This window comes from Actinoplanes sp. NPDC026623 (assembly GCF_040638275.1).
GTDB lineage: Bacteria > Actinomycetota > Actinomycetes > Mycobacteriales > Micromonosporaceae > Actinoplanes.
In genome coordinates this window covers 104,441-116,823 of record NZ_JBEZXZ010000003.1, presented here as the reverse complement: position 1 = coordinate 116,823, position 12,383 = coordinate 104,441, and the positions used below count along the sequence as shown (strand labels likewise).

Here is a 12,383-nt window from a genome sequence, read left to right as displayed (position 1 = left end):
GGCCCGCGCCCGGGGTCGGCCCCGGGGGGGCGCCGGGGGTGTCCCCAACCCCGCCGGCCCCCCCCCCCACGCCGGCGGGGTCGTCGGCGAGCAGCGCCGCGGCCAGGTGCTCGCCGCGATAGACCGCCGGGGTCTCGGAGACGACGGTCTGGTTCCAGAACCGCCGGGTCGCCGCGAAGGACGCGTCCCGGACCGGGGCCCGGTAGTCGGTGCCGGTGACGGCGAACGCCAGGTCGGGCCCGTGCGGCACCAGCGTCAGGTCGATGGCCTGGGTGTTGACCGCGAACGTGTGCCGGCCCAGGCGGATGGTGTCGCCGCCCGCGCCGTACAGGTCGAGCCGGTCGCGCAGGGACCGGCCGGCCTCCTGCCGCGCGGCCTTGACCCGCCCGTCCAGCTCCTCGGCCCGGACGGTGTCCCCGAGGGTACGCAGCTCGCCCGCGACCGCGCGCAGCTTGCCGACCATCGGATCCGTGGCGAAGTAGGTGTTGACCTCGTCGAGGGTGCCCAGCCCGGCGACCCGGCGCTGGACGCTCGCGAGCGTGCGCTGCGCCGAGTCGACCAGCCGGTCGGCGCGCCGGGCCCGGTCGTCGAGCAGCGCCTGCCGGCGTGCCGCGAACGCCTCGTAGACCTCCGAGCGCTTGGCGCTGAGCTGGTCCACGAAGTCGTCGAAGTCGCCGAACCGCGACTCCAGCGCCTCGACCTGCAGCATCAGTTTGGCGACCTGCTCGTCGCTGTGCTCCGGGGTGTCCGCGGCGGAGAGCCCCGCGGTGACCGACTGGCTGAGCAGGGCGAACTCCGCGGCGAACGCGGCACGGCCCTCGACCGCGGCGAGCTCGCGGCGGCGCGCGTCCAGGGTGGCCCGGGCGCGGTTGACGCCGCCGAGCACCTCGCCGATCCGTTCGAGGATCCGGACCCGCACGGTCGCGTCGGCGATGTCGAGCCCGCCGACCACGTCGGTGACGACCTGCAGCCCGTCGGCCTGCTCGGTGAGCCGCTCCGCGACCGGCACGGCCTCGGCCACGGTGGCGATCCCGGCCGCGTCGGCGACGAGCCGCTCGACCGACTGCTGGTAGCTCGCGAAGGCGTCCTCGCGCTGCAGGAACTCGACGGCCCGGCGGGCGGTGGAGTCGACCTCGGTACTGAGCTCCTGCTCGAGGCCGTCGAGCCGGGTCAGGTCGACGTAGCGCAGCTCGCGCAGCGTCACGATCCGGCCCTGCGCCTGCCGCAGCGAGGCGAGCTGCCGGATCCACGCGTCGGTCGTGGTCGGCACCTCGCCACGGGTGCGCCGGATCAGCGACATCGTCGCGGTGCCGGCCTCGTCGACCGCGCCCGCGGCCTGCGCGGTCAGCGCCTGCACCGACTCGTACTCGTCAAGCACCTGCTCCGCGGTGGCCCGCACCTCGGAGATCGGGGTGCGCAGGTCACCGAGGTCGCGCTCGCCGAGCCAGTGGTAGTGGTCGAAGAGCCGGGTGCAGGCGGCGATGATCGCCTCGAACACCGCGGCGGACGGGGTCATCTCGTCGACCATCCGGGCCACCGACAGCGCGTCGGCGATGCCCCGGACCAGGTCCGCGTTGCCGACCCGGTCGAGCGGCCCGCTGCCGACGGGCTGCGCCGCCGCGTAGGTGTCCGACACGTACGGCGTCTGCCACACCTGCATCGGGTGCACCCGCGACGGCTCGTCCGTCAGGTGCCGGAACGCGATGAGCGTGCCGTCGTCGAACAGCGAGTACCCGTGACACGCGATCGGCGTGGCGACCTCCTTGCGGATCACGTTGTACGGCAGCAGCAGGTACCGCCCGGCGGCCCGGGCGTGGAAGACGTAGAGCACGTCCTCGCCGTTGACCGACCGCACGGCCCGCTCGAACTCGAGCTCGGCCACGTCCGCGTCGAACGTCTTGGCGACCCCGGTGGCCAGGTAGTAGCCGCCCGGGAAGATGACGCCCTGGTCCTCGGGCAGCCGCTGGCAGGCCTGCCCGATCCCGTCGAGCCGCCGCACGTCCCGGGTACGGGTATTGAAGACCAGATACCGGTGCCGGGTCTCCTTGTACGGCAGCACCCGCAGCAGGATCAGCGGACCGATCCGGGCGTACGCGATCTCCGCGTCGGCGAGGCTCTGCAGCGGCTCGTCCACCGGCTCGGAGTAGACGCCCTCGCCGTCCTCGGTGTTGTTCTCCACCTTGATGGTGAGGTTGCCGCCGACCGTCTCGACGAAGACCTCGTCCTCGACGGTGACGTGCGGGTGCCGGCCCAGCACGTGGTGCTCCCGGGTGGTGAGCTTCCACTCGAAGTCGTGCGACGGCGGGAACACGTGGTCGCGTTCGCCGCGGTTGTCCACGTACGACACGCCGGAGGCGTCGACCTTCCAGCGCAGCACCTTCAGGTCGTCGGCGCGGGCCCCGGTCTGGAAGACCGCCAGCACCATGCCCTCCAACCGCCGCAGCTGCAGCAGGTGGGTCTCGCGGTAGTAGCGGTACAGCTCCGCGAAGTCGCGCTGGAAGACCGGGTCGTCGAGCAGGCCGGGCAGCGCCGCGCCGGGTTCGAACCGGAACGCCTCGCCGTCGCGGCTGAAGCCGTGCACGGCGAACACGTCCGAGATCGCCGTCTCGGTCTTCAGCCCGATGAAGACGTTGTAGCCGAACAGCATCGCGCCGCCGACCTGCACGACGTCGCGCGGCACGCAGTTGTTCTCGGTGCGGATCCGCTCGGCGCCGAGCAGCCGCATCTGCTGCCCGCCGAAGGTCTGCACCCGGCGGGTGTTCAGCTCCTCCGCGCGCTCGGCCAGCTCCTTGGCCTGGTTGCCCAGCCGGCCGCGCAGCACCTCATAGGTGCCGGCGTCCAGCGCGCCGGCCTCGACGACGGCCGTCACCGCTGGGCCACCACCGTGCCGTTGGCCTGGACCGGCGCGCCCGTCAGGGCCGAGAGTTCGGTGTCCGCGACGCCCAGCTTCTTGGCCGCCGCGAGCAGCTCACGCAGCTTGCCCGAGTCGGCGCCGCCGGCCTTGATCTGCTGGGTGAGGAAGGCGGCCAGGGTCAGGTTCGCCACGTCGCCGGTCGACACCGAGCCGAGCAGCCGGCCCAGGTCGTCGGCGATGGACGCCTCGCCGTTCAGGTAGCGCGCGCCGAGGCCCTGCGCGACGTTCGAGTGCTCGACGAAGCCGTCCAGGCTCTTGCCCATCGTGATCGAGCCGAGCAGCTTGTCGAAGAAGACCGAGTCCCCGCCGACGATGTCGATGTTCGCCTTCTCCAGGCCGGCGGCGACGACCTTGGCCTGCGCCTCGGCGATCTCCTTGTGCACGTTGATCCCGGCCAGCCGGATCTCCTTCTCCATCTCCAGCCGGATGCGGTACTCCTCGTGCTCGCGGGTGACGTCGTCGAGCGCGGCCATCGCGGCGGCCTTGTCGGTGAGGCCCTCGGCCTCGCCCTTCAGCCGCTCGCGGATCGCCTCGGCGGCGACCAGCGCCTTCTCCCGCTCGACCGCGGCCTCGGCGCGGCCGGTCTTCTCGAGCACGTCGGCCTCGGCGCGGCCGGTCTTCTCCAGCACCTCGACGTTGCGCTCGCGGACCTGGACGTCGGCGAGGCCGGCGGCGGCCGCCTCGGCCTGCGTACCCTCGGCGAGCCGGATCTTGGCGCGGGCGTCGAGCTCGGCGGTCTGCTGGCGCGTCTCCGCCAGCAGCAGCAGCTCGCGGGCCTTGAACTTGGCCGCGGTCTCCGCGGCCTCGGCCGCCTTGATGTCCTTGACCAGGTGCTCCTGCGCCTCGGCCTCGGCCGCGATGATGATGGCCTGGCGGGTGCGCTCGGCCTCCTCGACGACGCGGAGGCGCTTGATGTTCTCCTCCTGCTCGGCGACGGTCTTCTCGACCGCGATGCGCTCGCGGATCACCTCGGCGATCGCCCGCTTCTCGGCCTCGACCTCCTTGTTCTTGGAGATCGTCGACAGCTCGGTCTCCCGCTCGCGGCCGATGACCTCGAGCATCCGGTCCTTCTCGATGCGCTCGGTCTCGATCGCGATGACCCGCTCGCGGTTCTTCTCGGCGACCGCGATCTCGCGGTTCTTGTTCTCCTGCTGCACGCCGAGCTGCTGGGCGGTGCGCAGGTTCGCGCCCTCGGCGCGGAGCCGCTCCTCGGCCTGGGCGAGGACGATCTCCGCCTCCTCCCGGGCCCGGATGGTCTCGATCTCCCGGCGCTGCTTGATCTCCGCGTCGGTCTGCCGGCGCTCCAGCTCGAGGATCGCCTCCCGGGCGTCGACGTTCTGCCGGGTGATCTCCTTCTCCTCGTTGCGCCGGTAGTCGTTGGTGCGGACCGCCTCGATCGCGGTGAGCTCGGTGATCTTGCGGATGCCCTGCGCGTCCAGGATGTTCTTCGGGTCGAGCGACATCATGGCCGTCTGCTCGAGGAAGTCGATGGCCGCGTCCTCGAGGCTGTAGCCGTTGAGGTCGGTGCCGATCACCTCGATGATCTGATCCCGGAACTCGTTGCGCTTGGTGTAGAGGTCGACGAAGTCGAGCTGCTTGCCGACCGTCTTGAGCGCCTCGGAGAACTTGGCGCTGAACAGCTCCTGCAGCGTCTGCTCGCTGCTGGCCCGGGTGGTGCCGATCGCCTGCGCGACCTTGATGACGTCCTCGGTGGTCTTGTTGACCCGGACGAAGAACGTGATCCGGATGTCGGCCCGGATGTTGTCGCGGCAGATCAGGCCCTCGCGGCCGGTCCGCGCGATCTCGATGGTCTTCACCGAGATGTCCATGATCTCGGCCTTGTGCAGCACGGGCAGCACGACGGCGCCGGTGAAGGTGACGTCCACCCGGCGCACCTTCGACACGATCAGGGCCTTGCCCTGCTCCACCTTGCGGAACATGCGGCCGATGAAGAACAGGGCGCCGAGTACGACGAGCAGCACGACGGCAATGAGCACACCGAATCCGGTGGAGATCACGTCCATTAATGAGTCCTTTGTTGTCGTTACTGATCGGGGCTCGTGGCGATGTCGACCGGGACCACCCAGAAGAATTCGCCGTCGGAATCGAAGTCGAAGAGCAGGGCGACAGTGCCCGCGCGCAGCTCGTCGTCGCCGGCTTGGCGCACCTGGACGATCGCGGACGACCCGTCGGGTGCGTGCACCTCGGCCTGGCCGAACGTCGCGGTCACCCGGCCGGTGCGCACGACGCAGGTGAGGCCGACGAAGTCGGCGCGGGAGGGCTCGGTGCCGGCCGGCATGAACCGCCGCAGCAGCGCCACGGCCAGGCGGGTGATCACCCAGGCGAGGACGAGCGCACCGGCCAGGACGAACGCGGCCGGTATCGCGGCGAGCAACTCGCCGCCGGCCAGGGTGACGAACCAGGCGAGCGCGATGAAGAGGGAGAGAACGATCGAGGCCGGCACCCCGCCGAGTCCGAGGAAGCCGAGGAAACCGCCGTCCGCGCCGTCTCCCTCCGGGTCGGCGCCGCCGGCGATGACCACGATCCAATAGCCGATGACGACGACCAGGAGCGGGGTGAAGACGATGACGGGAAAGCTCAGCACCGCATCGAAGAACCCGCCCATTCGTCCACCCCGTTCCCCGTATCGGCGCAACCGCAATCCGTCGCCGAGGCGGCGACCTGTTTCCTTGCGGTGATGTCGATGATGTCAGCACATGTCAATCCGCGCCGCCCCCGCTAAGACGACAATCCGTCACCCCTTCGGCCGGATCTCTACTCGGGGGCCGCCGAATGTCACTATGGGTAAACAACTCCGACTCGACTGTCACGAAACTCCGGCCTTCACCCTTAACTACCGAACGTCGTCGAGTCCTCGCCGCCCCGCGCCCGATGACCCCGCCTGGGGCCGGTGTCCTAACCCTGGGTGACCAGGCCTTTTGCCGCCTTAGGGCGATTCCGGGGCGCCTGAGATGTCTGTCATGGCCCGAAAGGCCAATTCGTGAGGCCACCGGAGTGACCGGCCTTGCATCACGCTGGGTAGCGACTAATGTCCTGCCGATGGCCCTGCCCGAAGTCCACCTGATCTGCGGCACCCGCACCCAGGCGGTCCGGCTCGCCCCCGTCGCGGCGGCGATGCGCGAGGCCGGCGTGGTCGCGCCGGTGCTGGTCGCCGGCGGCCGGTACCCGGCGATGGCCGGCCAGGCGCTCACCGCCTTCGGGCTCTTCCCGGACGTCACGCTCCGGGTCGAACGCGGCGCGGGCAGCCGTTCCGAGCTGCGCACCGAGATGATCCGGCGACTGGACGAGCTGTGGACCGAGCGGCCTCCCGCCGCCGCGCTCGTGCAGGGCGACACCACGACCAGCCTGGCCGGCGCGCTCGCCGCGTGCTGGCGGCGCATCCCCGTCGTGCACCTCGAGGCCGGGCAGCGCGGCGATCACCTCGGGTCGTCGTTCCCCGAGGAGGCGGACCGCCGGCTGATCGCGCAGGTCGCGACCCTGCATCTCACCGCCACCCCCCTCGCCGCGATGAACCTGCTCGACGAGGACGTCGCCACCGGGGACGTGCTGATCACCGGCAACACCGTCGTGGACGCGGCACACACGGTCGCCGGGCGCCGGCTGCCGTTCGTCAACCTCGAGGTCGCCGCCGTCCGGGCGGCCGCGGCGGACCGCCGGCTGCTCGTCGTGGCCGTGCGCCGCCGCGAGTCGTGGGGCGCCGCGCTGGACCGCGTCCTGGCCGCGGTGCGCCGGCTCGTCGAGCGGTACGCCGACCTCGACGTGATCATCGCGACCGACCCGAACCCGGCGGTCCGCGCTCAGGCGCACGCCGGGATCGGCGACGTCGACCGGGTCATGATCACCGGTTCGCTGCCGCACCAGGACCTGACCCGGCTGCTCTCCGAGGCCTATCTCGTGCTCACCGACACCGCCGACCTCCAGCAGGAGGCGCGATCGTTCGGCGTGCCCGCGCTGGTGCTGCTCGAGGACGCCGATCCCGCCGGCTCGGCGGCCGGCGGCGCCCGGCTCGTCGGATCCGACGACGCCACGATCGTCGAGGAGGCGGCCGCGCTGCTCGACAGCCGGGTCCGCCGTGACGCGATGACCGCGGGCGGAAACCCGTACGGCGACGGCCTCGCGGCCCGGCGCGTCGCGCAGGCCACCGCGGCCCTGCTCGGCCTCGCCGACCACCCCGACCCGATGCCCGCCCTCGGGTCGTACGCCGGCGCGTACGGCGCGTCGTTCTGAACCGCACCTACGGATCTCAAGGAGCCTGTCGATGCCGGGTACGGCGGAACTGGTCGCGTTCTACGCCCGGTCCTGGATCAACCGTGACCGGGACGCCGCCCGCCGGCTGATCGCACCGGACGCGGAGATCGGGTGGAACCTGGAGCCTCCGGTCGACGACGAGGAGCTGGTGCGGACGCTGCACCGGATCGCCGCGTTCGCCGATTCCGTCACCGTCGTCTCCACCACCTGCGCCGGCGACCGCGCCTGCCTCGTCTACGACTGCGCCGCGCCCTTCGGGACGGTGCGCATGGCCGAGTTCCTCACGGTCGCCGACGACGCGGTCAGCGAGATCCGGCAGGTGTACGACGCGGTGGCGCTGCGCCGCTACTTCCCGGGGCTGCTGGACTCCGACTGACTCGGCGTGGGCAGCGTGTTGTCGAGCAGTTCGAAGAGCTTCTCCCAGTGCCGCGCCTCCGCCTCGGCCGAGTAGGCGGCGGTGTCGGACATGGTGAAACCGTGCTCGGCACCGGCGTAGACCTCGGAGCGGAAGCGCACGTCCGCGGCGTCGAGGGCCGCCTCGAGCCGGTCGATCTGCTCCCGCGGCATCGAGGGGTCCTGGTCGGCGTGCGCGAAGTAGACCTCGCCCGTGATCCGGCCGACCCCCAGGTGCGGGCTGTCCGGCTCCTCGGTGGCCAGCCGCCCGCCGTGGAAGCTGGCGAGCGCGACGATCCGCTCCGGGTGAGCCTCGATCGCCCTGAGCGCGTTGGTGGCGCCCATGCAGTATCCGACGACCGCGACCGGTCCGGCCGCGACGCCGTCCTGTGCGGCCAGGAAGTCCAGGTAGGCACCGGTGTCGCGGGTGATCGCGGCGGTGTCCAGCGCCCGGATCAGCGGCATGAGCGCGGCGAAGATCCGGCCTCGCTGCTCGGGGTCCGCGAGGCCGCCGAGGTCGACGTGGGGCGCGCGGCCGCCGCGGTAGAACAGGTTGGGCGCCAGCACGGTGTAGCCCCGGTCGGCGATCCTGTCGGCCATCTCGTAGAGCCGCGGCCGCAGGCCGTAGGCGTCCATGTAGAACAACACAGCCGGTAAGGGGTCGGTCCGCTCCGGCCGCACGAGGTACGCGTCGGCGACCCCGTCCTCGGTCCGCACGTCCACCATCGTCCCGCGCATGTGCTGCCTCCCGCTGAGTGATCCTCACGACCGGTACGAACCTATCTCCCCGTTCGCGCGGACGGCGGGAAGGCGCCCGCGCGCGTCACTCTCCGCGACACTTTGGAGCGGCGCTTCAGGGAAACTTAAGGACTTTCCCCTCTTTCTTTAATGCACCCAGGGTCAGGATCGACTCCGTCGGCACCACCCCTCGATCGGAGTCACCCATGAGACGCAATCGTCTTCGTCTATCCATCTACATGGCCGCGGCGGCACTCGCCGTGGGCGGAGGCGCGGTTGCGGCGGTCGCGGCGACGGCACCCGCGGCCACGGCCGGCGGTGGCCTGACGGCCACGTTCAGTAAGGACTCCGACTGGGGCTCGGGCTACCAGGCCCGCTACACGATCAAGAACACCGGCGGCGCCGCCGTCTCCGGCTGGCGGGTCGCCTTCGGCCTGCCGGCGACCGCGAAGCTCGGCAGCTTCTGGGACGCGGCCATCACCACCACGGGCCCCACCTCGATCGCCGAGAACCGCGGCTACAACGCCACCATCGCGGCCGGTGCCAGCGCCGAGTTCGGGTTCATCGTGGCCGGCAGCGGCGCGCCGACAAGCTGCACGATCAACGGCGTCCCCTGTGGTGGTGGCTCCGCGCCGGCCACGACACCCACGACCCGCCCCACCACCGCGCCGCCCACGACGCCGCCGACCACGACGCCGACCACCGCGCCGACCACCAGGCCGCCGACGAGCGCCCCGCCGACGACCACGGCGCCGCCCGCACCCGGTGGCGGCAACGTCCTCGTGGCCCCGTACGTGGACATGGGCCTGCTCGGCGGCGCCGGCACCACGCTGGCGCAGCTCGCCTCCGGCGGCAACGTGAAGTCGTACACCCTGGCGTTCGTGACCAGCGTGGGATGCAAGGCGAGCTGGTTCAACGCGTTCGACCCGCGCGGCAAGGAGTTCGGTGACCAGATCACCGCGCTGCGGGCCGCGGGTGGCGACGTGAAGGTGTCGTTCGGCGGCGCGACCGGCACCGAGCTGGCGGCGGCGTGCACCGACGTGAAGGCCCTGCAGGCCGAGTACCAGGCGGTCGTCTCGGCGTACAACCTGAAGTACATCGACCTCGACATCGAAGGCGCGGCCGTGGCCGACCCGGCCGCGATCGCCCGCCGCTCGACCGCGCTGGCCGCGCTGCAGAAGGCCAACCCGGGCCTGAAGATCTCGCTGACCCTGCCGGTGCTGCCGGAGGGCCTCACCGGCGACGGCCTCAACGTGGTCCGGTCGGCCAAGAACGCCGGCGTCGACCTCGACCTGGTCAACATCATGGCGATGGACTACGGCCGCTCCGCACAGGACTACGGCGACCTCGCGATCAGCGCGGTGAAGTCGACCAAGGACCAGATCAAGTCGATCTACGGCAACGGCGACGCCGCGGCCTTCAAGATGGTCGGCGTCACCCCGATGCTCGGCAAGAACGACGACAACGGCACCTTCAACCAGAGCGACGCCCGCGACGTCGTCGCCTTCGCCAACGCCAACCACCTCGGCTTCGTCTCCTTCTGGGAGACCAACCGCGACCGCAATGCCTGCACCGGCGCGCTGTTCCAGTGCACGAACGTGGCACAGTCCCCGTTCGAGTTCAGCAAGATCTTCGCCGGCTTCCAGGGCTGAGATCCCGCACCGGCCGCGCGGCGTCGAGAGCCCCCACTCTCGGCGCCGCGCCCGTGTTCGGCCGGGTCAGGCCGCGGCGGCCGCGACGGCGAGCTGGTCGCTGGTCGGCCGCAGGCGCGGCGCACCCAGGGCGATCACGATGTTGGCCGCCGCGAAGACCGCCGCGAACAGCAGGCCGCGTCCGAAGCCGCCGACCAGCGCGTCCTGCGGAACCGCGCCGCCGGCCAGCAGGCTCTCCACGTGTGAGGTCGCCAGCGTGGTGATCACCGCCAGGCCCAGCGCGCCGCCGACCTGATATCCGGCGTTGACCACGCCCGACGCCGCGCCGGCCTGCTCGTGCTCGACGTCCGATACCGCCGCGATCGAGGCCGGCGTGCCCGTCGCGATGATGCCGATTCCGAACAGGACCAGGCCGGGCAGGATCGTCGCGGCGTACGAGCCGGTGGCGTCCGCACCCGAGAGCAGCACCAGGCCGACAACGCTGACCGCCGCGCCGGCGAGCTGCACCGGCTTGGTGCCGAAGCGGGTGACCAGCTGCGCCGACACCACCGCGCTGGCGATCGCCGCGACGCCCATCGGCAGGAACTGCAGGCCGGTCTCCAGCGCGGTCAGGCCGCGGACCTGCTGCAGGAAGATCGCGGTGAGGAAGAACATCCCGAGGAACGCCGCGCCGTTGAGCGCGAGCGCCAGCACCGACGTGGTCAGGGCCCGCGAGCGGAACAGGCTGAGCGGCACCAGCGGGGCCGCCGAGCGCGCCTCGACCCGGACGAACGCGGCCAGCAGCGCCAAGCCGCCGGCGAGCAGCGCGATCACCTGGAACGACGTCCAGCCCTCGGGCTCGGCCCGGATCACGCCGAGCACGATCGACAGCAGGCCGGCGGTGCTCAGCAGCGCGCCCGCCGCGTCGAAGGTGCGCGTACCCGTGACGGTGGTCCTGGATTCGCGGACGAAGATCGGGGCGACCACCGCCAGCGCGACCGCGATCGGGACGTTGACCAGGAAGATCCACCGCCAGCCCAGCGAGTCGACGAGCAGGCCGCCGGCGATCACGCCCAGGGTGCCGCCGAGGCCGGCGAGGCCGCCCCAGACGCCCATCGCGATGTTGCGCTCGCGGCCCTTGGCGTAGGTCACCGTGAGGATCGCGAACGCCGCCGGCGACAGCATCGCGCCGCCGAGGCCCTGCACCGCGCGCAGCACGACCAGCTGCTCGGGGTTCTGCGCGAGGCCCGCGGTCAGCGAGGTCACCCCGAAGATCAGCAGGCCGATGATGAAGAGCCGGCGGCGCCCGAGCAGGTCGGCGGCCCGGCCGCCGAGGAGCAGAAACCCGCCGAACAGCAACGTGTACGCGCTGATGACCCACTGCAGCCCGGACGCCGAGAAGTCGAGTTCCCGCTGAATGTCGGGCAGCGCCACGTTCACGATCGTCACGTCGAGCACGACCATGAACTGGGCCAGCGCCAGCACCGTCAGGGTCGACCAGGGATTGCGTTGCACCAGTCCCACCTCCACCGCGTGCGCCGCCCTATGCGGCGTACATGTACACCGTAGATGTACAACGTATAGGAAAGTCAAGCGGCGATGCGGGAGAGGGATGTGACGAAGGCCGCGCGAGATCAGCCGCGCTGGATGCCGCGAACGCCCTCTACCAGGAGATTCAGGTTGAGGGCGAAGTACTCGTCGCCGTCGCGGCAGACCACCAGGGCGGGCCCGGCGGCGATGACGTTCGGATAGCGCTCCGGCGGCAACGACTCGAGCCGCGCCCGCTTGTCGCGGATCATCTGGTCCCGGCCGTCGCCCGGCGGCCACGGGCCGGGCGTGGGGTCGGAGGCGACGAGCGCGACGATTCCGCAGACCAGGAACGTGCCGGCCTCCGCCGCCTTGCCGGCCGCGAAACCCGCCCGCCGCAGCAGGTCGAGAACCCGCTCGGCGATCTGCAGCCCGGCCTCGGCGACGAGGATCCGGCGCAGGACCAGGCCGGCGAACGCGGGATGCGGGCGGATCGCCTCCAGCACCGCCCGCAGCACCTCGCGCAGCTCCTCGTCCCAGGGGCCGTCGCCCGGATCGGGCAGCTTCACCGCCGCGATCAGGTATTCGGCGAGGCCGTCGAGCAGGCTGTCCTTGTCGTTGAAGTGCCAGTACATGGCCATCGGCGTGACGGCGTGCTCCTGCGCCAGCCGGCGGATGGTCACGGCGTCGAGCCCCTCGGCGTCGGCAAGGGACACCGCGCTGGCGATGATCGCGTCCCGGCTCAGGCGGGTCCGGGTGGCGTCGTTCCGCTTGGCCATACGGCAACTGTACGACGTACATGTCGCCGGGCCGACGGCGGCGGCGAGACGGATCACGTCCGCCACCCTGGGATCAGTGGTCACGCACCGCTAGCCTTTATAAGCGGAGAGCTATTTCAGAGTTGCGCTCAG

General features: G+C 71.5%; 9 protein-coding genes. 3 read left to right on the top strand and 6 right to left on the bottom strand.

From position 1 onward, the window contains the following. From AB0F10_RS01905 to AB0F10_RS01895, 3 genes are all read right to left on the bottom strand, one after another. On the bottom strand, nucleotides 1-2,869 hold a 2,869-nt coding region (locus AB0F10_RS01905), incomplete at its 3' end, for a DNA repair ATPase (RefSeq protein ID WP_360619914.1). Beyond that, the gene (locus AB0F10_RS01900; RefSeq protein WP_360619912.1) at nucleotides 2,866-4,938 is read right to left on the bottom strand and encodes a flotillin family protein; all 2,073 of its coding nucleotides are present in this window, start codon (nucleotides 4,936-4,938) and stop codon (nucleotides 2,866-2,868) included. The genes AB0F10_RS01900 and AB0F10_RS01905, both read right to left, overlap by 4 nt. A gap of 20 nt (nucleotides 4,939-4,958) precedes the next feature. Continuing rightward, nucleotides 4,959-5,540 carry a hypothetical protein gene (locus AB0F10_RS01895; RefSeq protein WP_360619911.1) on the bottom strand — a complete coding sequence of 194 codons (582 nt, stop codon included), beginning with the start codon at nucleotides 5,538-5,540 and terminating at the stop codon, nucleotides 4,959-4,961. Between the two features lie 434 nt (nucleotides 5,541-5,974). On the opposite strand from AB0F10_RS01895, the gene wecB reads away from it, so the two are divergent. Then, nucleotides 5,975-7,162: a non-hydrolyzing UDP-N-acetylglucosamine 2-epimerase gene (gene wecB, locus AB0F10_RS01890; RefSeq protein ID WP_360619909.1), complete on the top strand. Its 1,188-nt coding sequence runs from the start codon at nucleotides 5,975-5,977 to the stop codon at nucleotides 7,160-7,162. 31 nt (nucleotides 7,163-7,193) lie between these two features. Then, nucleotides 7,194-7,559 carry a hypothetical protein gene (locus AB0F10_RS01885; RefSeq protein ID WP_360619907.1) on the top strand — a complete coding sequence of 122 codons (366 nt, stop codon included), beginning with the start codon at nucleotides 7,194-7,196 and terminating at the stop codon, nucleotides 7,557-7,559. Here AB0F10_RS01885 and AB0F10_RS01880 read toward each other — a convergent pair. Further along, the gene (locus AB0F10_RS01880; protein WP_360619906.1) at nucleotides 7,529-8,314 is read right to left on the bottom strand and encodes a dienelactone hydrolase family protein; all 786 of its coding nucleotides are present in this window, start codon (nucleotides 8,312-8,314) and stop codon (nucleotides 7,529-7,531) included. The two genes, AB0F10_RS01885 and AB0F10_RS01880, sit on opposite strands and share 31 nt — an antisense overlap. 206 nt (nucleotides 8,315-8,520) lie before the next feature. Between AB0F10_RS01880 and AB0F10_RS01875 the strand changes: the two genes are divergently transcribed. Beyond that, on the top strand, nucleotides 8,521-9,966 hold the full coding sequence (locus tag AB0F10_RS01875) for a cellulose binding domain-containing protein (RefSeq protein WP_360619904.1): 1,446 nt from the start codon (nucleotides 8,521-8,523) through the stop codon (nucleotides 9,964-9,966). Between the two features lie 66 nt (nucleotides 9,967-10,032). Here AB0F10_RS01875 and AB0F10_RS01870 read toward each other — a convergent pair whose 3' ends face one another. Then, nucleotides 10,033-11,460: a DHA2 family efflux MFS transporter permease subunit gene (locus AB0F10_RS01870; RefSeq protein ID WP_360619902.1), complete on the bottom strand. Its 1,428-nt coding sequence runs from the start codon at nucleotides 11,458-11,460 to the stop codon at nucleotides 10,033-10,035. Between the two features lie 119 nt (nucleotides 11,461-11,579). Continuing rightward, nucleotides 11,580-12,251, bottom strand: coding sequence for a TetR/AcrR family transcriptional regulator (locus AB0F10_RS01865; protein WP_360619900.1), 672 nt, complete (start codon nucleotides 12,249-12,251; stop codon nucleotides 11,580-11,582). Nucleotides 12,252-12,383: the final 132 nt, after the last annotated feature.